Here is a 25,678-nt window from a genome sequence, read left to right as displayed (position 1 = left end):
CACGCCCCGGGAGTCCAACCGGCAACCCCCGCGAACACGTCGATAAGAAATGAAAAGTTTCCCAGTGGTTCAAACAGAGCAAGTCCTCACGAAGCAGGATCTTGGCGGTCCATGGTTCGAACTGCCCACCGGCACCGATGGAGTGCCCGGCCGCAGCGTCGCATCATCCATGCGGTTCCGTGCCCGCGTCACCGTCGACTCCCCCGGCGCTGCCCCGGCCTGGCTGCACATCAGCGCCGACTCGCGGTTCCGGCTGCACGTCAACGGCACCTTTGTTGCCGCCGGCCCCGCCAAGCCGTCCGGCCGCACCTGGTTCGCTGATCCCATCGACATCGCTTCGTTCCTTGTGGCCGGCGAGAACATCATCGGGATCGACGTGCTGACGTACTCAACGACATCTCTCGGAAACGCATCGGTCCAACGCACCGGCAGGCCCGGTCTGCTAGTCAGGGGAATTGTCGGCGAAACAGAGCTGTCGTCGCCGGCGGTCTGGAGATGCCGGTTGGTCAAGGGCCGGCAGTTCCATCAAGGGCTCAACACCCTCTTCCTGGGTATCCAGGAAACCCTGGACGGAGCAGCCAGCGAGCACGACTGGCTCACCAGCAGCTTCGATGACGGCGCCTGGCCGACCCCCTCCCTGGACAGCCAGGAGCCCTTCAGCGCAACCCCCAGGCCGCCCCTCGCACCCCGGCCCATCCCCCAGCTGACCCTTACCCCGATGCCGCTCATCGGCGTCACCAAGACATCGGATCCGGGAATTGAATGGTCCCGGCTGCTGAGCGGCGAAACCATCGGCATCCCGCCCCACTCAGACATCAGCGTTGACGTCGATGCCGGGTTCCTGATGACCGCGTTCCTGGCCGTCGCCGTCGAAGCGGGCCAAGGTGCCTGTCTTCAGCTGACGGCGGCCGAATGCTACGAACAACCCCCGACGGACATACCCTGGCTCCGGCGCAAGGCAGACCGCACCGACCACGTCACCGGCGACCTCTTCGGCGACCCGGACCAGTACCTTGTGGCGGGGACCGGCACCCCGAATACCCCCGAAGTCTTCTCGCCCTTCTGGTTCAGAACATTCCGGTACGTGCGGCTCCGGATCACCACGACGGACTCTCCGCTCCGGCTGCAGTCCATGGAACTCACCCGGACGCATTATCCGCTGGACATCACCGGCACGTTTGCGTCGTCGTCGGACGTGCAGCGTCAGCTGTGGGATGTCAGCGTCCGCACCTTGCTGAACTGCATGCACGAAACGTTCGAGGACTGCCCGTTCTATGAACAGCTGCAATACGCCATGGACACCCGGTCGCAGGCGCTGTTTTCACTGCACCTGTCGGCCGATGACCGTCTCATCAGGCGGGCCATCGAGGACTTCGCCGCGTCAGGGAACCCGACTGGGCTAACGGAGAGCCGGTCCCCGAGCGTAGAGCCACAGTTCATCCCCGGCTTCTCGCTCTACTGGATCAGGATGATTGCAGAGCATGTCGATTTCGTTGGCGACCGTTCCTTCACCGAACGGTTCATCGGCCGGATCGATGCGGTCCTGGGCTACTTTGCCGACCGGCTGTCCCCGGACGGTTTTGTCATTTCCGCAGAGGGCGACGGGATCCTGTGGAACTTCGTTGACTGGACTGAAACATGGCGGGCCAGCCGCGGCGTCCCCGAGCTAGGACCTCGCCGGGCGAACACCATAGCCACGTTCATGTATATCTCGGCCCTGAAGTCAGCGGCATCCATCGCGGATTTTTGCGGAAGGACAGGACTCGCCGACGAGTACGCCGCGCGCGCTGACGCCCTTACCCGCTGCGTCGTCGACGGGCCTGCCTGGGACGAGCAAAAACGCTATTACCGCGACACGGACCGCGGGGCGCCCCACAGCGTGCACGCCCAGATGTGGGCCGTCCTCTCCGGGGCTGTGCAGGGTGCCGCGGCCGCAGACCTGCTGCAAAGGGCGGTCGCAGACCAGGACCTTGCCCCCTGCTCCTACGCCACGGCGCTCGACCTTTTCGATGCCCTCCGGCATGCCGGGGCCCACGGCAGCGTCAACTGGAGGCCCTGGGAGGACATGCTGGAGCAGAACCTCACCACCTGGGCAGAAGACACGGTAAGTCTGCGCAGCGACTGCCACGCCTGGGGCAGCGTGCCGTTACAGCATTTCCCGCGCTACATCCTCGGCGTGTCACCTGCAGCGCCCGGCTTCACCAGCGTTGCCATCTACCCGGCTCCGAGCGATCTGGACTGGGCCGAGGGCAGCGTCCCCACCCCCCATGGGCAGGTCACCGTGGCATGGAAACGCACGCCATCCGGCCGGGACATGACAGTATCCGCGCCGCTGGCCCTCGGACTCAAACTACCCGACGCTGCATGCGCAATCACCGAGCACGTCAACGCCCACCAACGCACCCTGACCTTCACCCTCTGACGCACTGCAGCGCAGCAACCAGGAAACGAGAACCCCATGAACACTCCGCAGAGCGACCTCCGCACCACCCCTTATACCAACCCCGCAGTGCCCATCCCGGAGCGGGTTGAGGACCTGCTGGGCAGGATGACGCTGGAGGAGAAGGTGGGCCAGATGCTGCAGCTCGATGCCCGCGGCGACCTTGAAGACCTGGTGCTTGGAAAACTGGTCGGATCGCTCCTGCATGCTTCCCCGGAACGCATCGTCGAAGCACGCAAGCTCGTGCTCACCACCCGTTTACAGATCCCCCTCCTCATGGCGGATGACTGTATTCATGGGCACTCGTTCTGGCCGGGCGCCACCATCTTCCCAACGCAGCTGGGCATGGCAAGCACCTGGGACCCTGCACTGGTAGAACGCGGAGCGCGCGCCACCGCCGTCGAAGTCGCTTCCACAGGGCTGCACTGGACCTTCTCCCCCGTGCTCTGCATCAGCCGGGACCTGCGCTGGGGCCGGGTCAACGAGACCTTCGGCGAAGACCCGCACCTGATCGGGGCGCTGGGCAAAGCCATGATCCGGGGTTATCAGGGAAACGGGCTCACCGACACCACCGCCATCCTCGCCACCGCGAAGCACTTCGCCGGCTACTCCGAAACCCAGGGCGGCCGGGACGCCAGCGAAGCCGACATCAGCCGCCGGAAACTGCGGTCGTGGTTCCTGCCCCCATTCCAGGAAGCAGTCGAAGCAGGGTGCCGCACCTTTATGCTCGGTTACCAGGCCATTGACGGCGTTCCCATCACGGCCAACAAGTGGCTCCTCAACGACGTCCTCAAGGGCGAGTGGGGATTCACCGGCACGCTGGTCACCGACTGGGACAACGTCGGCCGCATGGTGTGGGAACAGAAGGTCTGCGAGGACGACGTCCACGCCGCAACCGTCGCCGTGGAGGCCGGCAACGACCTCGTCATGACGACCCCGCAGTTCTTCGAAGGAGCCCAGGAAGCCGTCAACCGCGGTGATCTCGATGAGAGCCTGATCGATGACGCCGTTCGCCGCCTCCTCACCCTGAAATTCGAGCTCGGCCTGTTCGAGAATCCACGGATCCCGGACGCCGACCAGCAGGCCAAGGTCATCGGCTCGGCCGATCACGCAGCGGTCAACCTGGAAATGGCCCGACGCTCCCTCGTCCTGCTCACCAACGACGGTACGCTACCCCTCGACGGCGGCTTGGTCCCGTCTGATACGGACAGGGCCGCGGCAACCGGCACCCCAAGGACCATTGCCGTGATCGGACCCAACGCCGATGATCCGCATGCCCAGCTGGGCGACTGGGCCGGGGCTTCCGGGCAGATCAACTGGCTGCCCGACGGGCACCCACGGCACCTGACCTCCACCGTCCTGGATGGATTCCGGGCCACGGTGCCGGAGGAGTGGACGGTCACCCATGCCAGGGGGGCCGAGATCGGGCAGCTCGTGCCGGACCCCGCCGGCCCCACGTACGCCGACGGCCAGCCGAGGCCGCCCATGTTCGTCGCGGCCGGCACGAACGAAGCGATGCTCGAGGAAGCGGTCGACACAGCCCGAAACGCCGACTACGTCGTAGCCGTTATTGGTGACACCGTAGCCCTTGCCGGCGAAACCAAATCGACAGCGACCCTCGAACTGCAGGGAGGCCAGATCGAGCTGATCGAACGCCTCATCGCTACAGCTGTTCCCGTCGTCGTCGTACTCGTGCAATCGAAGCCCTCGGTCCTGCCCCAGTCTGTCCTCGACGCTGCTGCCATTATCGAGGCCTTTAACCCCGGCATGAAGGGCGGCCAGGCGGTCGCGGAATTGGTCCTGGGCCTTATCGAGCCGACCGGAAGGCTGCCCATTTCCTTCGCACGCCACGCCGGGCAACTTCCGGTCTACTACAACCAGATCCGCGGCCAGCATGGAGACCGCTACGCTGACCTTTCCCAAGAACCGCTGTTCGCGTTTGGAGAGGGCCTGAGCTACACCACCGTCGACTACACCGATCTCCGGATACTCGCAGAAACCATCACTGAAGATGATTGGGTGGAAGCAAAAGTGACCCTCACCAACACGGGGACCCGTCCTGCGCTAGAAACGATGCAGGTCTATGTCGCAGACACCGTGACAAGCGTGACGTGGGCCGAACGGGAACTGAAATCCTTCGTCCAGGTCCAGGTAGCAGCCGGAGAGTCGGTGGAAGTGGACTTGTCCATCGCCGCCCGCTCCTGCTCGCTCGTGGACCAGGACGGCCAGCGCAAAGTCGAGCCCGGCGACTTTGAACTTCTCGTTGGGCGGCACTCCCGCGACCCGCTCATGCTCAATTCACGGTTCCGAATCGCCTGCTGACCCACCCAGACCCTTCACCAGGAGCAAACCAAATGGCCTTGTTCGACCTTCCCGAATCGGAACTGCGCACATACACCGGTTCCGGAATGGAACCCATCGATTTCGACGAGTTCTGGCACCGGACCTTCAGCGAAGCCCGGGTCTTTGACTGGTCACCAGTGGCTACCGCCGTGAACACAGACCTTAAATCCGTGGACGTCTACGACGTGCGCTTTCCCGGCTTCGGAGGCCAGCCTATTGCAGCCTGGCTACGGGTTCCGCGTGGCAGCAGCGGCCCGCTCCCCACCGTTGTCGAATTCATCGGCTACGGTGGGGGCCGGGGCTACCCCGAAGAGTCCTTGCTCTGGGCCTCCAGCGGTTTCGCGCACTTTCAGATGGACACCCGGGGGCAGGGATCGGTGTGGTCCATCGGCGATACAGGTGACGACGGCCCCACCGGGCCCGCACACCCTGGGGTGATGACACGCGGAATACTCGACCGCGAGGACTACTATTACCGGCGTCTCATCGTCGATGCGGTCCGAGCCGTCGATGCGGCACGAACACTGCCCCAGGTCGATGCATCACGCCTCAGCGTCGTTGGATTCAGCCAAGGCGGTGGCCTAGCCTTGGCGGTTGCAGGCCTTGTGCCCGATATTGCCGCAGTCGCGGCACTAGTGCCGTTCCTCTGCGACTTTCCCCGCGCGGTCAGAATCACCGATCAGGAACCCTACGCTGAAATAGCCCGTTTCCTAAAGGTTCACCGCGAACAGGCCACGACTGTGATGGACACAGTTTCCAACTTCGACTCGGTGTTCTTTGCACGGCGGGCCGCTGCCCCGCTCTACATCTCAACCGGGCTAATGGATGTCACCTGCCCACCGTCGACCGTCTACGCAGCGTTCAACAGCTACGCATCCCTGGACAAACGAATTCAGGTCTGGCCATTTAACGGTCATGAAGGTGGAGGAATGAGCGACTGGCGGAACGCCGTATCCCATGTCAGCAGCCACGTTGGGCTAAGCAATGCCAGGGCCTTGGGCCTACGTCAACACCAGTAAGCATGGAAGTACTCCCCAACCTGACGTCAGGCAGGGAGCTGCCGGACTGTAGGGGTAGAGTTCGTTTCCTTCTTTTCTGACGGCGGCTCGCGAAACTCTTGGACCTCAAAATGATGGACACCCTGGTGCATCGCAACGAAGATGTCGAGACAGGTTGGGCCAAGAGAGGCCATGCCTGCGGGCGTGGCTTTTCGGACGTCTGCAGGCAAGTCGCCTCAGAAGACAGAGCCGCACCACAGCCTGACTAGTTCCCATCCGCCAAGAGTGCTTCGGCGTCTCACCGTTCCATCATGCAGTCATCCAACAGGCCGGTAATGAACAATCATGAAATACCAGCCAGCAGTGACTCGCTTCGGGACATCGCGGTATAGATCCACACCGTCATGTCGTCGACTCCGAGGGCAACCATGAACAGCTATCGACGGAAAAACCCTCGATCCATGGAAGAAGGGCGGTGAGCATCATGGGCCACGACGTCGGGCAACGCTGCCTCGCCGTCGGCAGCATCGGACAGCCTGCGGGCGTCCGGCGACACCGATTCCCTACCGGTTAGGCGCAAGTTATGTCACCCTCCCCCGCACCCACCATGAACAAGCAGAACAGCCACCAATAGCCGGTGAGGAGGAACCTGGTGAACAGCCGACGACGATGCAGCAAAGAAAGCCGCACCGAATTATTCCCCGGGTCATGTTGGCCGATCCATGAACGCCCATGAACTGGTATCGAACGACAAACCGTCGATCCAACTAGGCAAGGAGGCAACCGGCCACACCACCGGCCACCAATGAAAAAGGCCCCCGAAGGGGCCCATAAGTGAACAATTTGTGCACACTCAGAGGCTAAAAAGCCGCTGAGCAGGGAAAACACTGTGCCCGAGGTGGGACTCGAACCCACACACCTTTCGATACCGCATTTTGAGTGCGGCGCGTCTGCCAATTCCGCCACTCGGGCGCGGAGTACACGGAGTAACAATCGTAGGCCCACAGTGTGATTGTGAGCAACGCAGCCACTTCCAGTGCGCGGAATTACTCTACATGCAGATAGGCTGAAACCCAGAATCGCGCCAGTGCCGCCGCAACAAGCCATGCAGATCCAAGTACACCCGTGGGGCGCAACTAAGATAGTCCTGTTCCCGCCGTACCTTTTCAAGGAGATCCCGTGTCAGAACCGACGGAGTCAAACACCACGTCCCAGCCGGCGCGCCGCGTAATTGTCGCTGAAGACGAAACCCTCATCCGCCTGGACATCATCGAAATCCTGCGTGGCGAGGGCTACGACGTTGTCGGCGAAGCGGACAACGGCGAAAAGGCCGTGCAGCTGGCCGAGGAGCTCAAGCCGGACCTCGTCCTCATGGACGTCAAGATGCCCGTCATGGACGGCATCTCCGCAGCCGAGAAGATCGTCAAGGCACGCATCGCCCCCGTGGTGCTCCTGACCGCCTTCAGCCAGAAGGAACTCGTGGAGCGCGCCCGCGACGCCGGCGCCATGGCCTACGTGGTGAAGCCCTTCACCCCGGCAGACCTCATCCCGGCCCTGGAGATCGCGCTCTCCCGCCACGAGGAGATCAAGGCCCTCGAAAGCGAGGTCACCGACCTGCAGGAGCAGTTCGCCACCCGCAAGCTCGTGGAACGCGCCAAGAGCCTCCTGACCACCAAGATGGGCCTCACGGAGCCGGAAGCCTTCCGCTGGATCCAGAAGACATCCATGGACCGCCGCCTGAGCATGCGCGAAGTGGCTGAGACCATCATCAACCAGGTCAACTAGCTAAAGAAGAAAAGGAGGATCCCCGCCAACCGGCAGGGATCCTCCTTTTTGGTTCACACGAATTTGTTCACACAGGAAGCGGCAAAAAGAGAGGGTCCCCGCCAAACGACGGGGACCCTCCCTTTGCGGCTCAGCTACTCAGCAGCGGCTGAAGCCTAGTTCTTCTTCTTCTTTTCCGGCCACGGGCCAAGCTTCTCCCTGGTCGTACCCTCGCCCAGGAGCGGGGTGTCGGCGAGGTCGCCTACCTTGTGGACCTTCAGCGAGTTGGTCGAACCGGCTTTTCCGGGAGGGGAACCGGCAGCGATGACCACCAGGTCACCGTCTTCCACGAGCCCCATGTCCAGCAGGCTGCGGTCCACCTGGGCCGTCATTTCGTCCGTGTGGCCCACCATGGCAACGAGCTGCGGCTGGATACCCCAGGTCAGTGCCAGCTGGTTCCAGACCTGCTCCACCGGAGTGAACGCGAAGACCGGCTTGATCGGGCGGAGGCGGGACAGACGGCGGGCAGAGTCGCCGGACTGCGTGAACGTACAGATGTACTTGGCGTCCAGCTGGTCGGCGATTTCGACGGCGGCACGGGTGATGGCGCCACCGCGGGTCTTGGGCTTGGTGCCCAGCGGGGGGACGCGCTCCAGGCCGTGCTCTTCGGTGGACTCGATGATCCGGGCCATGACCTTAACCGTCTCGATCGGGTACTTGCCCACGCTGGTCTCGCCGGAGAGCATGACTGCATCGGCGCCGTCGAGCACTGCGTTGGCGCAGTCGGAAGCCTCCGCGCGGGTGGGGCGCGGGTTGTCGATCATCGACTCGAGGACCTGCGTGGCCACGATGACCGGCTTTGCCCAGCGGCGGGCCAGCTCAATGGCGCGCTTCTGAACGATCGGCACTTCCTCCAGCGGAAGCTCCACACCGAGGTCGCCACGGGCCACCATGATGGCATCGAATGCATCGATGATCTCGTGGAGCTGCTCCACGGCCTGCGGCTTTTCGATCTTGGCGATCACCGGAACGCGGCGGCCTTCTTCGTCCATGATCTCGTGGACGCGCTTGATGTCGGTGGCGTCGCGGACGAAGGAGAGCGCGACGAGGTCAACGCCGCGGCGGATCGCCCAGCGAAGGTCGTCCTCATCCTTCTCGCTCAGGGCGGGGACGTTCACGGCAACACCCGGCAGGTTGATGCCCTTGTTGTTGGACACCATGCCGCCGACAGTCACTTCGGCGACGACCTTGACGTCGTCCACCTCGATGGCGCGCAGTGCAACCTTGCCGTCGTCGATCAGTAGGGCGTCGCCCACGTTGACGTCCTCGGTGAGGCTCTTCAGCGTGGTGGAGCAGATCTCCTTGGTGCCGGGCACGTCTTCGGTGGTGATGGTGAAGATGTCACCGACGGCGAGCTCGTGCGGGCCGTCCACAAAACGGCCAAGACGGATCTTGGGGCCCTGGAGGTCGGCCATGATCGCCACGGCCTTGCCGAGGTCCGTCGCTGCCTTGCGGACGTTCTCATAGGTGTTGTCGTGCACGGAGTAGTCGCCGTGGCTCATGTTCATTCGGGCTACATCAACGCCGGCTTCCAGCACCGCGAGGGTGTTTTCATAGCTGGCAATGGCCGGTCCGAAGGTGGCCACAATTTTTGCGCGTCTCATATACCTACCCTATTGGTCTCTTGCATTGGTTAAGTTGTCGTGGAGGTGAATTTTCACCTCCGAGGCATAACTAGAGGACGGCGATGGCGCGGTCCGTCGGTGCAACGGGAGCGGGCAGAATCGTGCTCCCCATCAGGTACTTGTCCACGGCCGCGGCTGCGGCACGGCCTTCGGCGATGGCCCACACAATGAGGGACTGCCCGCGTCCGGCGTCACCGGCGACGAAAACGCCCTCGGTGTTGGTCATGTAGTAGCCGTCGCGGGACACGTTGCCGCGTCCGTCGAATTCGGCGTGGACCTGTTCGGTGATGCCGGCAGGCTCTGCACCGGTGAAGCCCAGGGACAGGAACACCAGGTCGGCGGGGATGATCCGCTCGGTGCCGGCCTTGGGGAGCCGCTTGCCGTCAACGAACTCGGTTTCGGCAACCTTGACGCCGGTGAGCTTGCCGTTTTCGCCGACGAACTCCACCGTGGAGGCGAGGTAGGTGCGCTCACCGCCTTCTTCGTGGGCGCTGGCCATCTCGAAGAGGGTGGGGAAGGTGGGCCACGGCTGGTGGCCGGCGCGCTCCGCCGGAGGCTGCTTGCCGATGGCCAGGGTGGTCACCGAGGCGGCGCCGTGGCGGTGTGCCGTGCCGAGGCAGTCAGCACCGGTGTCGCCGCCGCCGAGGATCACGACGTGCTTGCCCTTGGCGTGGATCTGGTTTTCGACCTGCTCGCCCGCCACTACACGGTTGGCCGGAACGAGGTAGTCCATCGCGAAGTGGACGCCTTCGAACTCGCGGCCGGGAATCTTCAGGTCGCGCGGAACGGTCGCGCCGGTGGCGATGACCACCGCGTCGTACCGGCGGCGCAGCTGCTCCCAGGTCACGTCCGTACCGACGGCGACGCCTGTGCGGAAGCGGGTGCCTTCGGCCTTCATCTGCTCGAGCCGGCGGTCCACCTGCTCTTTTTCCATCTTGAAATCGGGGATGCCGTAGCGCAGCAGGCCGCCGATCTTGTCATCGCGTTCATACACGGCCACGGTGTGGCCCACGCGGGTCAGCTGCTGGGCGACGGCAAGGCCGGCAGGCCCGGAACCCACGACGGCGACCGTCTTGCCGGTCAGGCGGTGCGGAGGCAGCGGGTTCACCCAGCCGTTGTCGAAGGCTTCGTCGATGATGGAGACCTCGACCTGCTTGATGGTGACGGCCGGCTGGTTGATGCCCAGCACACAGGACGCCTCGCAGGGCGCCGGGCACAGGCGCCCGGTCCACTCGGGGAAGTTGTTGGTGGCGTGCAGCCGCTCAATCGCTTCCTCGCCCTTGTCCCGCCACACGAGGTCGTTCCACTCGGGAATCAGGTTCCCCAGCGGGCAGCCCTGGTGGCAGAACGGCACGCCGCAGTCCATGCAGCGGCCGGCCTGGCTTTTGAGGACACCCTTTTCCTGGGCCTCATAGACTTCCTTCCAGTCCATGATGCGGACGGGAACGGGGCGGCGTGGCTGGGTTTCACGCTGGCGTACTTTCAGAAATCCGCGTGGGTCAGCCACCGGTCACCTCCAGGATTCGAGACCAAACTTCTTCGCCGTCGGGGTCCAGGCCCTCTTCAATGGCGTCAAGACGGGTTTGCAGCACGGCCGCGTAGTCGCGCGGCAGCACCTTGGTAATGCGGGCAGCGGTGTCGTCAAAGTTCTCGAGCAGGCGGGCGGCCAGCTGGGATTCGGTTTCCTCGACATGCTTGACGAGCAGTCCGTGCACGATGTCGCGGTCCTCTGCGTCCAGTTCACGGAGCTGCAGTTCGCCGGATTCCAGCGCCTGCTTGTTGACGCGTGCGCTGTCCAGGTCCAGGACGTAGGCCGTGCCGCCGGACATGCCGGCGCCGAAGTTGCGTCCGGTCCGGCCGATGATGAGCGTCTGTCCGCCGGTCATGTACTCGCAGCCGTGGTCGCCGATGCCTTCGACAACCGCCGTGGCACCGGAGTTGCGGACCAGGAAGCGTTCGCCCACCTGGCCGCGCAGGAACAGCTCGCCGCTGGTGGCACCGTAGCCGATCACGTTTCCGGCGATCACGTTGCTCTCTGCCTTGAACACGTTGGTGCGGTCCGGGCGGACGATGATCCGTCCGCCGGACAGGCCCTTGCCCACGTAGTCGTTGGAATCGCCGAACATGCGCAGCGTGATGCCGGCAGGCAGGAAGGCGCCCAGCGACTGGCCGGCGGTTCCGGTCAGCGTGATGTCGATCGTGTCCGTGGCGAGGATGTCCGTGCCGAACGTCTTCGTGACCACGTGGCCCAGCATGGTGCCCACCGAGCGGTCGGTGTTGATGACGTCCACGGAGATCTTCACCGGGGCGCGGTCGGTCAGCGCCTCGGCGGCCATGGTGATGAGCCGCTGGTCAAAGTGCTTGTCCAGCTCGTGGTTCTGGCCGGTCAGGTTGCGCAGCGGCGCGTCGTCGTCGAACTCCAGCCCGTGCAGGATGGGGTCGAGGTCCAGGCCTTCGGCCTTCCAGTGGTCGATCGCCTCGCGGGTGTCCAGCATTTCCGCGTGTCCGATCGCTTCCTCGATGCTCCGGAAGCCGAGTTCCGCAAGGATTTCGCGGACCTCCTCCGCCAGGAACTCGAAGAAGTTGACCACGAACTCGGGCTTGCCGCTGAAGCGGGCCCGCAGCTCGGGGTTCTGCGTGGCAACACCGACGGGGCAGGTATCCAGGTGGCAGACGCGCATCATGATGCAGCCTTCCACCACGAGCGGTGCCGTGGCGAACCCGAATTCCTCGCCGCCGAGCAGCGCGGCGATGACGACGTCGCGGCCAGTCTTGAGCTGGCCGTCCACCTGCACCACCACGCGGTCACGCAGGCCGTTGAGCATCAGCGTCTGCTGGGTCTCTGCGAGCCCCAGTTCCCACGGGACACCGGCATGCTTGAGCGAGTTCAGCGGCGAGGCGCCGGTTCCGCCGTCGTGACCGGAAACGAGCACGACGTCGGCCTTCGCCTTTGTCACACCGGCGGCAACTGTGCCGATGCCCACCTCGGAGACGAGCTTGACGTGCACCCGGGCTGAGGGATTGGCACGCTTGGCATCGTAGATGAGCTGCGCGAGGTCCTCGATCGAGTAGATGTCGTGGTGCGGCGGCGGGGAAATGAGTCCCACGCCGGGGGTCGAGTGGCGCGTGCGGGCAACCCAGGGGTACACCTTCTGGGCCATCAGCTGGCCGCCTTCGCCGGGCTTTGCACCCTGGGCCATCTTGATCTGGATGTCGTCCGCGTTGCTCAGGTACAGGCTGGTCACACCGAAGCGGCCGGACGCAATCTGCTTGACGGCAGAGCGGCGCTCGGGATCCAGCAGACGGTCAATGTCCTCGCCGCCTTCACCGGTATTGGACTTGCCGCCGAGCCGGTTCATCGCGATGGCGAGTGTCTCGTGGGCTTCCTTGGAGATGGAGCCGTAGCTCATGGCACCCGTGGAGAACCGCTTGACGATGCTGGAGACCGGCTCCACCTCCTCGAGCGGCACGGCGGGGCGCTGGCCGTCCTTGAACTTGAGGAGCCCGCGCAGGGTCATCAGGTTCTCGGACTGGTCGTCCACGCCCTTGGTGTAGGCCTTGAAAATGTCGTAGCGGCGCTCACGCGTGGCGTGCTGCAGCCGGAAGACGGTCTCCGGGTTGAAGAGGTGGGGCTCGCCGTCGCGGCGCCACTGGTACTCGCCGCCGCCCAGCAGGGGACGGTGGGGCTGCTCGATGCCGCTCTCGGGGTAGGCCATCTCGTGCCGGGCCGAGACCTCGGCCGCGATGACGTCCAGGCCAACGCCGCCCAGCTGGGAGTGCGTGCCGGCGAAGAATTCGTCGACGAGCTCCTGGCCGAGGCCCAGCGCTTCGAACGTCTGGGCGCCGGTGTAGGAGGCCACGGTGGAGATGCCCATCTTGGACATGATCTTCAGGACGCCCTTGCCCAGGCCCTTGATGAGGTTGTAGACGCCGTCCTGCGGGGTGACCCCCACGACGTCGCCGGCGGCGATGAGCTGCTCCACGGATTCCATGGCCAGGTACGGGTTGACGGCGGAGGCGCCGTAGCCCACCAGCACTGCCACGTGGTGCGTCTCGCGGACGTCGCCCGCTTCCACCACGAGTGCGGTCTTGGTGCGGTTGGCGCTGCGCAGCAGGTGGTGGTGCACGGCGCTGACCAGCAGCAGGGAAGGAATCGGTGCCCACTGGGCGTTGGAGTCACGGTCGGACAGCACCACATACTGCACGCCGCGGTTGATGGCGCCGGAAACCTGCTCGCAGATCTCGGTCAGGCGTGCCCGCAGCGCGTTCTCGCCGCCCTCGGGACGGTACAGTCCGCGGACCTTCATGGCCACGCGGTTGCCGTCGGCGTCCTCGATGTTGGCGATCTTCGCCAGCTGGTCGTTGTTGATGACCGGGAACGGAAGGGAGACCTGCGGCTGGCGGACCTGCTTGGTGTCGAGCAGGTTGCCGTTCGGACCGATGGCGCAGGTCAGCGACGTGACCAGCTCTTCACGGATGGCGTCCAGCGGCGGGTTGGTGACCTGCGCGAAAGACTGCACGAAGTAGTCGAACAGCAGGCGGGGGCGCTTGGACAGCACCGCAACAGGCGTATCGGAGCCCATGGCGCCCAGCGGCTCGGCGCCTGTGCGGGCCATGGGGCCCAGCAGGATCTTGAGCTCTTCGGTGGTGTAGCCGAACGTCCGCTGGCGGATGTTCACGGACGCCGCCGTGTGCACGACGTGCTCCCGCTCCGGGAGCTCGTTGAGGTCGATCAGGTTGTCCTTGACCCATTCGGCCCAGGGGTTCGCCGCGGCGACCTCGGCCTTGACCTCTTCGTCGTCGATGATCCGGCCGGCTTCGGTGTCCACGAGGAACATCTTGCCGGGGGAAACACGGCCCTTCTTGACCACCTTGGAGGCTTCGACGTCGATGACGCCGACCTCGGAGGCGAAGACCACGAGGCCCTCCTCGGTGATCCAGTACCGGCCCGGACGCAGGCCGTTGCGGTCCAGCGTGGCGCCGACCAGGTTGCCGTCCGTGAAGGAAACGGCGGCCGGCCCGTCCCACGGCTCCATCAGCAGGGAGTGGTACTCGTAGAACGCGCGGCGTGCCGGATCCATGGTGGCGTGGTTCTCCCACGCCTCCGGGATCATCATCATGATCGAGTGCGTGATGGGGCGGCCGGACAGCCAGAGCAACTCAGCCACTTCATCGAAGGACGCGGAATCCGATGCACCGGGGGTGCAGATCGGGAAGAGCTCTTCCGGTGAATCGCCCAGCAGCGGGTTGGCCAGCTGCGACTGGCGGGCGCGCATCCAGTTCCGGTTGCCCTTGACGGTGTTGATTTCACCGTTGTGGGCGATGGTGCGGAACGGCTGGGCCAGCGGCCAGGACGGGAAGGTGTTGGTGGAGAAGCGCGAGTGGACGATCGCCAGCTTGGTCTTGAAGCGCTTGTCGGAGAGGTCCGGGTAGAACGGCTCCAGCTGGGCCGTGGTCAGCATGCCCTTGTAGACGATGGTCCGCGAGGACAGCGACGGGAAGTACACGCCGAACTTGTTCTGGGCACGCTTGCGGATGCGCCAGGCCCGGGAGTCAAGCTCGTTGCGGTCCAGCTGCTCGCCGGTGGAGGATGCGAAGAACGGCTGGGAGAAATACGGCATGCAGGCGCGGGCCATGGCACCGACGAGGTCGGCCACTACGGGCACTTCACGCCAGCCGAGGACGGTAAGGCCCTCGTCGGCCGCGAGGCCTTCGATGCCGGCCTTGGCGGCGTTGGCTTCGCGCTGCTCCGCAGGGAGGAAGGCGGTGCCCACGACGTACTGCCCGGGGGCGGGGAGTTCGAATTCGGTGACGGCCCGGAAAAACTCGTCCGGCACCTGCATCAGCAGGCCGGCGCCGTCACCCGTTCCCTCATCAGCGCCCACGGCACCGCGGTGCTCAAGGTTGCGCAGGGCCGTCAGCGCGGCATCAACGATGTCGTAGCCGGGCTCCCCCCGGAGCGTGGCGATGATCGCAAGACCGCAGGCGTCCTTCTCCTGCTCCGGGTTGTAGAGCCCTGCTGCCTCCGGCAGCGCCGCAAACCGCTTGAACGGTGACATGGCGGCGCCAGCCTGGGTCGGTTCGGACCAACTGGGGCTGGAAAGAGTTTGGGTCATGGGAGACGTCCTTCCTCCTGATCGTGCGTATGGAAGGGACAACGTTGGCCCCACTCAGAGCGCCGGTGTGATGGGCACAACAAAGTGTTAGTTACTGGAAATTGTAGGGCAGGGACCCTTGCGGAACTAAGAGTTACGCAGGCTTCCCGCCCGGGCTTGACCGGCCAGCAGCTCTATGCTGCCCGGGGTTGGGCCCTTATGCCACGACGCTGTGGTGTTGGGCGCTGCGAGCGGTGGCTCTGGCTGCCCTGTTGCCGGTGCTGAACTAGCGGGTGCTGTCAGGTTCCGACGCGGATCCGGTGGCTGAGGCACCGGATTTTCCGGTGTCCGGCGATCCCTTGGTGGACGTGGTGCCGCCAGTGGAAGCCGGCACTGCTTCCGTTGGGGCAGAAGAGTGGCCTGGACCGTTTTGGTTATCAGGGAGATTATCACGCGATTCACTATCTGAGACAATGGCGTCCGGATCACGGACCGGATCCGCGGCGGCCCGACGTCCGCTTGCCTGCTCCCCCGCATGCTCCTCTGACTGCTCCCGCGCATGCTCTGGCGAGCTGCCGCCGTCGTCCATTTTGTCGGTTACGGCAGGCTCGCTGGCCGTTTCAACGGCAGGTTCGCGGCCCGGGAGGAAGACGTTCTCCGCATCGGCGTTCTTCCGCCGCCCCAGCACGATGAACACCGCCAGCGCCGCGGCGAAGACGAAAATGCTGGTCCAGACATTGAGCCGGGTGGTGATGCCGAAGAGGCTGATCTGTTCTGCGTCGTCGATCCGCATGGCTTCGATCCATACCCGGCCCAGCGTGTAGTACATCGCGTACAGCCAGAAGAGCCGGCCGCGGCGGAAGTGGAACCGCCGGTCCAGGGCCAGGAGAATCAGGACGCCGGCGATGTTCCACAGCGACTCATACAGGAACGTGGGGTGGAAAAGGGTGTCCGCCGGGTAGCCAGACGGGAAGTTCGCGTTGTCCGCGTCAACCTGGAGGCCCCACGGCAGCGTGGTGGGGCCGCCGAAAAGCTCCTGGTTGAAGTAGTTGCCCCAGCGGCCCACCGCCTGCGCGAGCAGCAGTCCCGGCGCGGCAGCGTCCAGGAAGGCGGTCAGCTTCACGCCGGCCCGCCGGCAGCCGATCCAGGCACCGAAAGCGCCCAGCACAACGGCACCCCAGATCCCCAGGCCGCCGCGCTGGATCTGCGGGATCAGGGACAGGTCACCCGTGCCGTCAAAGCCCGGACCGAAGTAGGCATCCGGGGACGAAAACACGTGGTACAGCCGGCCGCCGATGATTCCGAACGGGATGGCCCAAATGACGATGTCCCACACGCTGCCCTCGGGAGCCCCGCGCTTCGCCCAGCGCACGGACGTCAGCCAGAGACCGACAATGATGCCCGCGAGGATGCACAGGGCGTAGGCGTGGATCCGCAGCGAGCCCCACGGCAGCGGAATGTCGAAGCCGGACCAGTCCGGGCTCGGAATGCTCGCCGGGACCATACTCGCCGGAACCAAGGCTGCCGCTGAGTGGAACATCTGCATGGAGGGCTACTTCCTGGTCAGTCCGGCGCTGAGGTCCCGGGTGAGGCTGGCCACGGCATCTGCGCCGCCGTCGCGGATGGCGGCGACAAGCGCCGTCCCCACGATCACGCCGTCGGCGTAGGCGGCGATTTCCGCCACGTGCTCGGCGTTCGATACCCCGAGGCCCACGCACACCCGCTCCGCGCCGGCGGCCTTGGCGGCGGCCACCACTCCCTCGGCCGCGGCGCTGACCGAAGACCGGGCGCCGGTGACGCCCATGATGGAGACAGCGTAGACGAACCCACGGCTGGCCTCCACCGTGCGCCGCATGCGCTCTGTCGAGGACGACGGCGCCACGAGGAACACGCGGTCCAGCCCGTACTTGTCGGAGGCTGCCATCCATTCGGCGGCTTCATCCGGAATAAGGTCGGGCGTGATGAGGCCCGCTCCCCCGGCTTCGGCCAGGCGACGGGAGAATTCGTCCACGCCCATCCGGACCACGGGGTTCCAGTAGGTCATGACCAGGACGGCCGCATCCGTTTCGGCGGTGATGCCCGCGACCACGTCAAAGACCTGGCGGACGGCAAAGCCCTTGGCCAGCGCCTCGGTGGTGGCGGCCTGGATCACCGGGCCGTCCATCACGGGGTCAGAGTAGGGAATGCCGATCTCGATGAGGTCCGCGCCGTTGCGCGCCAGGGCGATGCCCGCCGCGATGGTCTCTTCGACGGTGGGAAAGCCGGCAGGCAGGTAGCCGATGAGGGCCGCCCGTCCTTCTGCGCGGGCCTTGTCAATGGCGATTGCCGATTTGCTGGTCATCTGCGCCGTGCTCACAGCTGTTCCCCTTCCTTGCCGATGGTTGCCTCTGCGGAATCCTTGTCCAGGAGATCGAACCATTCGGCTGCTGTTGCCACGTCCTTGTCACCGCGGCCGGACAGGTTCACGATCACGATCTTGTCTGACGCTTCACCTGCAGCGCCCTCCGCCGCAAGCCGCTGGCCAACCTTGATGGCGCCGGCGAGGGCGTGCGAGGACTCGATGGCGGGAATGATGCCCTCGGTGCGGCACAGCAGCCGGAAGGCGTCCATGGCTTCGCTGTCGGTGATGGGCTCGTAGCTGACCCGTCCGATGTCGGCGAGGTAGGAGTGCTCCGGGCCGACGCCGGGGTAGTCCAGCCCCGCGGAGATGGAGTGGGATTCGATGGTCTGCCCGTCGTCGTCCTGCATGAGGTACGACCGGGCGCCATGAAGTACGCCCGGCTTGCCGAGCGTGATGGTGGCAGCGTGCCGGCCGGTGTCCACGCCGTCGCCGCCTGCCTCGAAGCCGTAGATCTTGACGGAGGGGTCATCGAGGAAGCCGTGGAAGATGCCGATGGCGTTGGAGCCGCCGCCGATGCATGCGCACACGGCATCCGGCAGTCGGCCGGTCTGCTCGAGGATCTGGGCGCGGGCCTCCTCGCCGATGACCTCGTGGAAGTAGCGGACCATGGCCGGGAAGGGGTGCGCACCGGCAGCCGTGCCCAGCAGGTAGTGGGTGTGTCCGACGTTCGCCACCCAGTCGCGGAGGGCCTCGTTGATGGCGTCCTTGAGGGTCTGCGAGCCGTTGGTCACCGGGATGACGGTGGCGCCCAGGAGCTCCATCCGGGCCACGTTCAGGGCCTGGCGGCGGCAGTCCTCGGCGCCCATGTAGACGACGCATTCGAGGCCGAGCAGGGCGGCGGCGGTGGCACTGGCCACGCCGTGCTGGCCGGCGCCGGTCTCGGCGATGACGCGGGACTTGCCCATGCGCTTGGCCAGGAGCGCCTGGCCCAGCACGTTGTTGATCTTGTGCGAGCCGGTGTGGTTCAGGTCTTCGCGCTTCAGGAAGATCCGGACTCCCCCGGCGTGCTCGGCGAACCGCTTGGCCTCGGTCAGCAGCGAGGGCCGGCCGGAGTAGTTCTTGTTCAGGTCGGCGATCTGCGCCGTGAATTCGGGGTCGGCCTTGGCCTTCTCGAAGGTGTCTTCAAGCTCGTCCAGGGCCGCGATCAGTGATTCGGGCATCCATCGGCCGCCGTAAGAGCCGAAGTAGGGTCCCGGGGCGTGACGCAGCGACGTGCCTCCCTGCAGGAACGCATCCACCGAGCCTTCGTCAGAGCCGGCTGTCGGCGCTTCGGCCATCAGTCTCACCATCCTGTTCACTTTTCACTGATTGATGTCAGGCGGCATCCCGTCCGGGGGCTGCCTGTGGCAGCTGGTCCGGACGGGATGGCGCCGCGGTTTGGGCGGGGTTCAGACGCGGGCAGCGATCGCCGCTGCCCCGGCTGCCGTGAACTCCGCAATTCGTTCACGCGGTGTGGCGTCGCTGACCAGCGCCTCTCCGACGAGGATGGCGTTGGCGCCGTGCGCCGCGAAGTGCGTGACGTCGTCGGCGTTCCGGACACCCGACTCCGCCACCACGACCGCCCCGGCCGGAATGCTGCCGGCCAGTGTGGCGAAAAGGGACCGGTCGACGTCGAGCGTCTTGAGGTTGCGGACGTTGACGCCGATGATGCGGGCGTCCGCCGCAACGGCCCGTTCGACTTCCTCCGGTGTGTGCGTCTCCACCAGGACGTTCATGCCGAGTTCACTGCTGAGGGCGCTGAACTCGCGCAGCTGCTGGTCGGACAGGGCCGCCACGATCAGCAGGATGAGGTCGGCGCCGTGGGCACGGGCCTCCCAGATCTGGTACTCGTCCAGCGTGAAGTCTTTGCGGAGCAGCGGGACGTCCACCCGGGCGCGGACGGCGTCCAGGTCCGCCAACGAGCCGTTGAAGCGGCGCTGTTCGGTGAGCACGCTGATCACGGCGGCGCCGCCGTCGGCATACTGTTCCGCCAGCGAGGCCGGGTCCGCGATGTTCGCGAGGTCGCCTTTGGAGGGGCTGCGGCGTTTGATTTCCGCGATGACCTTGAGCTGGCCACGGGTTGCGGACGGACCGCCGAGGGCTGCCCAGGCGTCACGCGCCGGGGCGGCCGCCAGGGCGCGGTCCTTCAGTTCCGCGAGGGACACAAGGCGCTTGCGGGCCTCCATGTCCTCCCTGACACCGGCATTGATGTCATCGAGAACCGTCACGGTCAGTGGCCGGTGTTCTTAATCTTGCTGCCGCCCACACCGTAGCCGGCCTTGCGCATGATGTAGCCGGCCAGCAGGCCGACGAACATGACGCCGATGCCCGCCCAGAAGATCGGGGAGTTGGCGATGACGAACGCGATGGAGGCGATGAGGGCGCCGACCAGCATGACGATGACGCAGGTCCACGCGGCCGGGCTGTTGCCGTGGCCCAGGTCAATGCTGTGATCGATGCCGTGGTGGGTCTTTGCGGTCTTTCCGGGCGCTGGCTGGGTGCCGGAAACAGTGGCTTTGCTCATGTGAATCTCCTCAGGATCAATACTGCTTACATTCTGCCATTTTTTGGCGCGGCCTTAGGCATCGGCAGCTCCGCCGCGTGCCTCCGGGCCTAACCGCTCAGGTGGGATCGTCGCCGCGGGAGAGCCGGTCCCAGCTGTCGATCTCATCCACCGGGCCTGCCTGCGCGGCCGGAGTTCCGGGCGCCGTGGTGTCGTATTTGGTGCGGGCCTTCCAGTGCTTTCCCGCGGGGATGACCAGTAGTCCGCCCAGTGCGAGGAGGGAACCGGCGACGACGGCGAGGACCGGGAACGCCGTGACGCTCACGTCCGCTGTGCTCCCGGAGACGCCGGTAGCGGCGGCAATGGATCCCTGGGCGGCCGCCAGCGGGTCGGCGAGCACTGTCGCGGCCGCCGCGACGATGCCCACTGCCGCCAGCACGATGATGGCGGTGATCACCCAGCGGGCGATCCTGCCGGCGATGGACGCGGCAAGCCCTCCGGCCAGCGCGACGAGTGCAAGCGCCGTCACCGTCGTGGCCGCCTTGCTTCCCTGGACTTCGAGTCCATCCTGGACGGCGGCGGCCTGTCCCAGCTGCTGCGGGTCCACGTGGACCGTCAGCCAGGTCTGCGTGGTGGCGCCGAACACCGCCAGTGCCAGCACGGCGATGAGCAGGACCACCGTGGATTTCCTGGCCCACGCCGGAGCGCTGCCACGGGCTTTGGCCGGGGTGGCCGAACCTGCCGGAACCGCCATCAGGATTCTGGTCCGGTTTCTGTTCCGGCATTCGGTCCGGCTTCAGCCGCGGCCTTGGGAACAGCGGCGTTGGGCGCGGCGGCCTCTGCGGTGGGGACCGATTCGGGCGTGATGTTGTGGAGCGACCCCGCCGTATGGACCGCACGGAGCGGGGCAGCCGCTTTGTTCACCGTTTCCAGCGCTTCGGTGGGATTGACCGAGTCCGCCACGATGCCCCCGCCGGCCTGCACGTAGGCGCGGCCCTCGCGCAGCAATGCCGAGCGGATGGCGATGGCCATGTCCATGTCCCCGGCGAAGTCCAGATAGCCCACCACGCCGCCGTAAATTCCGCGGCGGTGGGGCTCCAGCTCGTCGAGGAGGCGCAGGGCACGCGGTTTCGGGGCGCCCGAGAGCGTTCCTGCCGGGAAGGTGGCCTTCAGGACATCGTAGGCTTTGGCCGTGGGCGCAAGCTGTCCGACGACGGTGGAGACCAGGTGCATGATGTGGCTGAACCGCTCCACTTCCATGAACTGCGTGACGTCCACCGATCCCGCGACGCAGACCTTGGACAGGTCGTTGCGGGACAGATCCACCAGCATCAGGTGCTCGGCGCGTTCCTTCTGGTCCGCGAGGAGTTCCTCGGCGAGGGCCTTATCCGCCTCCACGGTCTTGCCGCGCGGGCGGGAACCCGCGATGGGGTGGGTGATGACGTCGTCTCCGGTGACGGTGACCAGCGCCTCGGGTGAGGACCCGACAATCGAGTACTCCCGGCCGTCCGCATCCTCGAGGCTGAAGATGTACATGTAGGGGCTGGGGTTGGTGTTGCGGAGCACCCGGTAGACGTCCAGCGGGGACGCCCCGCACTCCATTTCGAAGCGGCGGGAAATCACCACCTGGAAGACTTCGCCGTCCACGATCGCCTCCTTGCCGCGGTCAAGCGCGGCAAGGTACTCGGGCTCGTCCCAGCGTTCCTGGACACTGGATGCGAAGTCCAGCGCTGCCGGTTCCAGCACCGACACCGGCTGGGTCACCGGTGTGCTGATGCGGGCCAGGAGTCCCTTCACGCGGTCCACGGCGTCCTGCCAGGCCTCGTCCACCCGGTCCGGGCTGTTGTCGAAGTTGATGGCGTTGGCGATGAGCAGCACCGTGCCGTCCATGTTGTCGTGGACGGCCATGTCCGTGACGAGGTTCAGGGCCATTTCGGGAAGCTGGAGATCGTCCTCGGGCGGGCTGGTAAGCCTCTCCCAGTGGCGGACGGTCTCCCAGCCGAGGAACCCAACGAGTCCCGACGTGAACGGAGGCAGCCCGTCGAATCGGTCGGTGCGCAGGGCGGCGACGGTGTCCCGGATGGCATCCACGGGGTTGCCGTCCACGGGAACGCCAGCCGGCGGCTGGCCAAGCCAGTGCGCCTGGCCGTCCTTGGTGGTCAGGGTGGCACGGGACCGTGCGCCGATGAACGAATAGCGGGACCAGGCGCCGCCGACGGCCGCCGACTCCATCAGGAAGGTGCCGGGGTGGCCCTGCGCGAGTTTCCGGTAGAGGCCGATGGGGGTTTCGGCGTCTGCCAGCACCTTGAGCCGGACGGGGATGACCCGGCTGTGGCCGGCGAGTTCCCGGAATTCTTCGAGGCTCGGGCTGATGATTCCGAGGTCCTGCATGGCTATTGGTTCTCCGTCTGTTCTGGGGTGGTGCCTAATTCGATAGACCTGTTCAGCGGAACGCTGGCTATCCGGCGGTTCCGGTCACGACCTCGAGGGTGCGGCCGTCGAAACACGTGCGCGTTCCGGTGTGGCAGGCGGCGCCAACCTGGTCGACGCGCACCAGAAGGGCGTCGCCGTCGCAGTCCATGGCCACCGACTTGACCCACTGCACGTGGCCCGAGGTGTCCCCCTTGCGCCAGTACTCCTGGCGGGACCGGGAGTAAAAGGTCACCCGGCCGGTGGTCATGGTGCGTTGGAGGGCTTCGTCGTCCATCCAGCCGAGCATGAGCACCTCGTTGGTGTCGTGCTGCTGCACGATTGCGGCCACCAGGCCGGCGCTGTCCCGTTTTAGGGCGGAGGCGATTTCGGCAGGAAGAGGACTTCCGGAAACGGCATCGGCACCGGCAGTGCCGGGGGTTGGACCGGGAGTGGGGCTGGGGGCGGGCTGCTCAGACATCAGGTCAAGTCTAGTGCCTCGCCACAGCCCCCTGATCAGTGTGAAGAACGGCACGAAATCCGGGGCGATACACTGCGCAACTGCACCGGCGACGTGCTAGTTTCACAAGTGATGCATTTCGTCGATCCGTCCCGAGAAGTCCTGGCCGAAACCCTGCTGGCGGCCGGTCCTGATTCCCCCACGCTCTGCCGCGGCTGGAAGACCAGAGACCTGGCAGCGCACTTGTACCTGCGCGAAAGGAAGGCCGCCGTCGGCCTCGGGCTGATCATCAAACGCCTGTCGAAGGCCTCGGACAACGCAACAGCCAAGCTCGCATCAAAGCTCAAAACGGCCGACGACTACACCGAACTCGTGAAGGCTTTCCGCGCCGGCCCTCCGGCGCTGTCTCCCATGAAGATCAAGGCGCTGGACGAAAGCTCCAACCTGATCGAATACTTCGTCCACACGGAGGACATCCGGCGGGCCGTTGACCGTTGGGCGCCCCGTGCGCTCGACGAGGAATACTCCGAAGCGCTGTGGGACGAACTGATCAAACGCGCTGCCATCCTGTACCGCGGGGTTGACCTCGGCATCGTGCTGGTCCGGCCTTCCGGCCCGAGGCACGTCGCAAGGCGCGCACCCGTATCCGTCGCCATCGTCGGCGAGCCGGGCGAGCTGCTGATGCACGCCCACGGCCGCACGCGCCACGCCCTGGTGACTTTCGAAGGCCAGGCCGACGCCGTAGCGCTCCTGCAGTCCGCCGAGGTCGGCCTCTAACCCGGTGATTGAGCCTATCGACAGAAACCGGTGATTGAGCCTGTCGAAATCAGGTTTCGACAAGCTCATCCAGCGGTCAGCGGACCTCGAAACCGGCTTCGCGGATGGCGGTCTTGACCTGGGACATCATGTCGTCCGGGCCCCAGTGGAAGATCGAGGCGGCCAGCACTGCGTCCGCTCCGGCCTCGACGGCGGGCGGGAAGTGGGCGGGTTCGCCGGCGCCGCCGGACGCGATGATGGGAACCTTGACGGCCGCGCGGACCAGCCTGATCAGCTCAAGGTCGAAACCGTCCTTGGTGCCGTCGGCGTCGATCGAGTTGAGCAGGATTTCCCCGACTCCCCTCTCGGCGGCCTCTTTCGCCCAGGCAACGGCGTCGATTCCTGTGCCCTGCCGGCCGCCGTGTGTGGTGACCTCAAAGCCGGACGCCGTGGGCTCGGATCCGGGGCGGGTACGGCGCGCGTCGACCGACAGCACGAGCACCTGGGAACCGAAGTGCCGGGTGATTTCGTCGATGACGTCGGGCCGCGCCACCGCGGCCGTGTTGATGGACGCCTTGTCAGCGCCGTAGCGGAGCAGCTTGTCCACTTCGGCAACGCCCCGGACGCCGCCGCCGACGGTGAGCGGGATGAAGACTTCCTCGGCGGTGCGGCGGACGACGTCGAACGTCGTCTCGCGGTTGCCCGACGACGCCGTCACATCCAGAAACGTGAGTTCGTCCGCGCCCGCGTTGTCGTAGCGGTGCGCCAGCTCGACCGGATCCCCGGCGTCGCGGAGCCCTTCGAAGTTGATGCCCTTGACCACACGGCCGGCATCGACGTCCAGGCACGGAATGACGCGTACGGCTACAGCCATGATTCTCCTGTTGTCCTGCAGAATGGTGCTAGATGAAGGGGCCCGCGTGTGAGGAGGGCGTTGGAAGTCGCGGCTCAGATGCGGCAGGCGTGAATGCTGCTGACCAGGATGGCGCGGGCGCCGAGGTCGTACAGCTCATCCATGATCCGGTTGGTTTCCTTCTTCGGCACCATGGAGCGGACGGCAACCCATTCGGAGTCGCGCAGTGGTGAGACGGTGGGCGATTCGAGGCCCGGCGTGAGGGCCGCGGCCTGTTCGACGAGTTCCTTGCGGATGTCGTAGTCCATGAGCACGTACTGGCGCGCCACGAGGACGCCCTGCAGCCGGCGGATGAGAACTTCGATTTCCTTGGCGGTGCCGTTCGCGGCGCCGCCCTGCCCGGTCCGACGGATCAGAACGGCTTCGGACTTGAGAATGGGGTCGCCGAAGATTTCCATGCCGGCGGCTTTGAGGGTGCTGCCGGTTTCGACGACGTCCGCGATGGCGTCAGCCACGCCCAGCCGCACCGACGATTCCACGGCGCCGTCGAGGCGGACCACTTTCGCCTGGATGCCGCGCTCGGCGAGGTAACCGCGGAGCAGGCCGTCGTAGCTGGTGGCGAGGCGCTTGCCCTCGAGTTCTTCGACCTTGCTGAAATCCCCCACGGGACCGGCAAAGCGGAAGGTGGAGGCTGCAAAGCCGAGCGGCAGCAGTTCCTCTGCCTCTACCTCGGCGTCCAGCAGGAGGTCGCGGCCGGTGATGCCGACGTCGAGCGTTCCCTGCCCCACGTAAACGGCGATGTCGCGGGGGCGGAGGAAGAAGAACTCGATCTCGTTGTCCGGGTCCACCATGACCAGTTCGCGGGTGTCGCGGCGCTGGCGGTAGCCGGCCTCGGCGAGCATCGCGGAGGCGGCTTCGGACAGGGATCCCTTATTGGGTACAGCTACTCGCAGCATTGGTGGTCTTTCTGGGTGTGGAAGTCTTCAGTTTAG

18 protein-coding genes and 1 tRNA gene are annotated in these 25,678 nt (G+C 65.6%); 5 read left to right on the top strand and 14 right to left on the bottom strand.

Annotation, left to right across the window (positions count from 1 at the left end; all coding sequences use genetic code 11):
• The first annotated feature begins 64 nt into the window (after positions 1–64).
• Genes JYA52_RS22945 through JYA52_RS11150 form a run of 3 tightly spaced genes read left to right on the top strand, consistent with a single transcriptional unit; the run spans position 65 to position 5,802 of the window.
• Complete coding sequence (locus JYA52_RS22945; RefSeq protein WP_205653244.1) at positions 65–2,422, top strand: alpha-L-rhamnosidase-related protein; 2,358 nt, start codon at positions 65–67, stop codon at positions 2,420–2,422.
• A gap of 36 nt (positions 2,423–2,458) precedes the next feature.
• Entirely contained in the window at positions 2,459–4,762 is a 2,304-nt protein-coding gene (locus tag JYA52_RS11155; RefSeq protein WP_205653243.1) for an exo-beta-d-1,3/1,6-glucosidase, read from the top strand.
• A gap of 32 nt (positions 4,763–4,794) precedes the next feature.
• On the top strand, positions 4,795–5,802 hold the full coding sequence (locus JYA52_RS11150; protein WP_205653242.1) for an acetylxylan esterase: 1,008 nt from the start codon (positions 4,795–4,797) through the stop codon (positions 5,800–5,802).
• Between the two features lie 869 nt (positions 5,803–6,671).
• Here JYA52_RS11150 and JYA52_RS11145 read toward each other — a convergent pair.
• Positions 6,672–6,753, bottom strand: a tRNA-Leu gene (locus tag JYA52_RS11145).
• A gap of 207 nt (positions 6,754–6,960) precedes the next feature.
• Between JYA52_RS11145 and JYA52_RS11140 the strand changes: the two genes are divergently transcribed.
• Entirely contained in the window at positions 6,961–7,566 is a 606-nt protein-coding gene (locus JYA52_RS11140) for an ANTAR domain-containing response regulator (protein ID WP_205653241.1), read from the top strand.
• A gap of 155 nt (positions 7,567–7,721) precedes the next feature.
• On the opposite strand, the gene pyk is transcribed toward JYA52_RS11140, so the two are convergent.
• The 11 genes from pyk to hisI all read right to left on the bottom strand — a co-directional run bounded on the left by pyk (position 7,722) and on the right by hisI (position 23,098).
• Positions 7,722–9,209: a pyruvate kinase gene (gene pyk / locus JYA52_RS11135; RefSeq protein WP_205653240.1), complete on the bottom strand. Its 1,488-nt coding sequence runs from the start codon at positions 9,207–9,209 to the stop codon at positions 7,722–7,724.
• 70 nt (positions 9,210–9,279) lie between these two features.
• The gene (locus JYA52_RS11130) at positions 9,280–10,737 is read right to left on the bottom strand and encodes a glutamate synthase subunit beta (protein WP_205653239.1); all 1,458 of its coding nucleotides are present in this window, start codon (positions 10,735–10,737) and stop codon (positions 9,280–9,282) included.
• Positions 10,730–15,346, bottom strand: a complete 4,617-nt coding sequence (gene gltB, locus JYA52_RS11125; RefSeq protein WP_205653238.1) for a glutamate synthase large subunit — start codon at positions 15,344–15,346, stop codon at positions 10,730–10,732. The genes JYA52_RS11130 and gltB overlap by 8 nt, the downstream gene beginning before the upstream one ends.
• Positions 15,347–15,611: 265 nt before the next feature.
• Positions 15,612–16,871, bottom strand: a complete 1,260-nt coding sequence (gene lgt, locus JYA52_RS11120; protein ID WP_205653237.1) for a prolipoprotein diacylglyceryl transferase — start codon at positions 16,869–16,871, stop codon at positions 15,612–15,614.
• A gap of 6 nt (positions 16,872–16,877) precedes the next feature.
• Entirely contained in the window at positions 16,878–17,666 is a 789-nt protein-coding gene (gene trpA / locus JYA52_RS11115) for a tryptophan synthase subunit alpha (RefSeq protein ID WP_205653273.1), read from the bottom strand.
• A gap of 11 nt (positions 17,667–17,677) precedes the next feature.
• Complete coding sequence (trpB, locus tag JYA52_RS11110) at positions 17,678–19,003, bottom strand: tryptophan synthase subunit beta (RefSeq protein ID WP_205653272.1); 1,326 nt, start codon at positions 19,001–19,003, stop codon at positions 17,678–17,680.
• Positions 19,004–19,114: 111 nt separating this feature from the next.
• Positions 19,115–19,933 carry an indole-3-glycerol phosphate synthase TrpC gene (trpC, locus tag JYA52_RS11105; RefSeq protein ID WP_205653236.1) on the bottom strand — a complete coding sequence of 273 codons (819 nt, stop codon included), beginning with the start codon at positions 19,931–19,933 and terminating at the stop codon, positions 19,115–19,117.
• 2 nt (positions 19,934–19,935) lie between these two features.
• Positions 19,936–20,229, bottom strand: a complete 294-nt coding sequence (locus JYA52_RS11100) for an HGxxPAAW family protein (RefSeq protein ID WP_205653235.1) — start codon at positions 20,227–20,229, stop codon at positions 19,936–19,938.
• Between the two features lie 97 nt (positions 20,230–20,326).
• Complete coding sequence (locus JYA52_RS11095; protein ID WP_205653234.1) at positions 20,327–20,962, bottom strand: Trp biosynthesis-associated membrane protein; 636 nt, start codon at positions 20,960–20,962, stop codon at positions 20,327–20,329.
• Positions 20,962–22,599, bottom strand: a complete 1,638-nt coding sequence (locus JYA52_RS11090) for an anthranilate synthase component I (RefSeq protein WP_240460206.1) — start codon at positions 22,597–22,599, stop codon at positions 20,962–20,964. Before JYA52_RS11090 ends, JYA52_RS11095 begins: the two co-directional genes overlap by 1 nt.
• Positions 22,600–22,666: 67 nt before the next feature.
• The gene (gene hisI / locus JYA52_RS11085; RefSeq protein WP_205653233.1) at positions 22,667–23,098 is read right to left on the bottom strand and encodes a phosphoribosyl-AMP cyclohydrolase; all 432 of its coding nucleotides are present in this window, start codon (positions 23,096–23,098) and stop codon (positions 22,667–22,669) included.
• A 111-nt stretch (positions 23,099–23,209) separates the two neighbouring features.
• Between hisI and JYA52_RS11080 the strand changes: the two genes are divergently transcribed.
• Complete coding sequence (locus JYA52_RS11080) at positions 23,210–23,854, top strand: TIGR03085 family metal-binding protein (RefSeq protein WP_205653232.1); 645 nt, start codon at positions 23,210–23,212, stop codon at positions 23,852–23,854.
• Positions 23,855–23,930: 76 nt separating this feature from the next.
• Here JYA52_RS11080 and hisF read toward each other — a convergent pair whose 3' ends face one another.
• The gene (gene hisF / locus JYA52_RS11075) at positions 23,931–24,707 is read right to left on the bottom strand and encodes an imidazole glycerol phosphate synthase subunit HisF (RefSeq protein ID WP_205653231.1); all 777 of its coding nucleotides are present in this window, start codon (positions 24,705–24,707) and stop codon (positions 23,931–23,933) included.
• Between the two features lie 74 nt (positions 24,708–24,781).
• Complete coding sequence (gene hisG, locus JYA52_RS11070; RefSeq protein WP_205653230.1) at positions 24,782–25,642, bottom strand: ATP phosphoribosyltransferase; 861 nt, start codon at positions 25,640–25,642, stop codon at positions 24,782–24,784.
• Positions 25,643–25,678: the final 36 nt, after the last annotated feature.

The organism is Arthrobacter pascens (assembly GCF_017052465.1).
GTDB classification, from domain to species: Bacteria; Actinomycetota; Actinomycetes; order Actinomycetales; family Micrococcaceae; genus Arthrobacter; species Arthrobacter pascens.
This window is presented reverse-complemented; position numbering and strand designations above follow the sequence as displayed.

What these genes read in the sequence shown, in the direction of transcription:
- trpA (WP_205653273.1), bottom strand. Translation starts at nt 17,666, where the DNA reads ATGACCAGCAAATCGGCAATCGCCATTGACAAGGCCCGCGCAGAAGGA.
- lgt (WP_205653237.1), bottom strand. Translation starts at nt 16,871, where the DNA reads ATGCAGATGTTCCACTCAGCGGCAGCCTTGGTTCCGGCGAGTATGGTC.
- JYA52_RS11155 (WP_205653243.1), top strand. Translation starts at nt 2,459, where the DNA reads ATGAACACTCCGCAGAGCGACCTCCGCACCACCCCTTATACCAACCCC.
- JYA52_RS11080 (WP_205653232.1), top strand. Translation starts at nt 23,210, where the DNA reads ATGCATTTCGTCGATCCGTCCCGAGAAGTCCTGGCCGAAACCCTGCTG.
- JYA52_RS11100 (WP_205653235.1), bottom strand. Translation starts at nt 20,229, where the DNA reads ATGAGCAAAGCCACTGTTTCCGGCACCCAGCCAGCGCCCGGAAAGACC.
- hisI (WP_205653233.1), bottom strand. Translation starts at nt 23,098, where the DNA reads ATGTCTGAGCAGCCCGCCCCCAGCCCCACTCCCGGTCCAACCCCCGGC.
- JYA52_RS11090 (WP_240460206.1), bottom strand. Translation starts at nt 22,599, where the DNA reads ATGCAGGACCTCGGAATCATCAGCCCGAGCCTCGAAGAATTCCGGGAA.
- pyk (WP_205653240.1), bottom strand. Translation starts at nt 9,209, where the DNA reads ATGAGACGCGCAAAAATTGTGGCCACCTTCGGACCGGCCATTGCCAGC.
- trpB (WP_205653272.1), bottom strand. Translation starts at nt 19,003, where the DNA reads ATGGCCGAAGCGCCGACAGCCGGCTCTGACGAAGGCTCGGTGGATGCG.
- hisG (WP_205653230.1), bottom strand. Translation starts at nt 25,642, where the DNA reads ATGCTGCGAGTAGCTGTACCCAATAAGGGATCCCTGTCCGAAGCCGCC.
- gltB (WP_205653238.1), bottom strand. Translation starts at nt 15,346, where the DNA reads ATGACCCAAACTCTTTCCAGCCCCAGTTGGTCCGAACCGACCCAGGCT.
- JYA52_RS11150 (WP_205653242.1), top strand. Translation starts at nt 4,795, where the DNA reads ATGGCCTTGTTCGACCTTCCCGAATCGGAACTGCGCACATACACCGGT.
- hisF (WP_205653231.1), bottom strand. Translation starts at nt 24,707, where the DNA reads ATGGCTGTAGCCGTACGCGTCATTCCGTGCCTGGACGTCGATGCCGGC.
- JYA52_RS11095 (WP_205653234.1), bottom strand. Translation starts at nt 20,962, where the DNA reads ATGGCGGTTCCGGCAGGTTCGGCCACCCCGGCCAAAGCCCGTGGCAGC.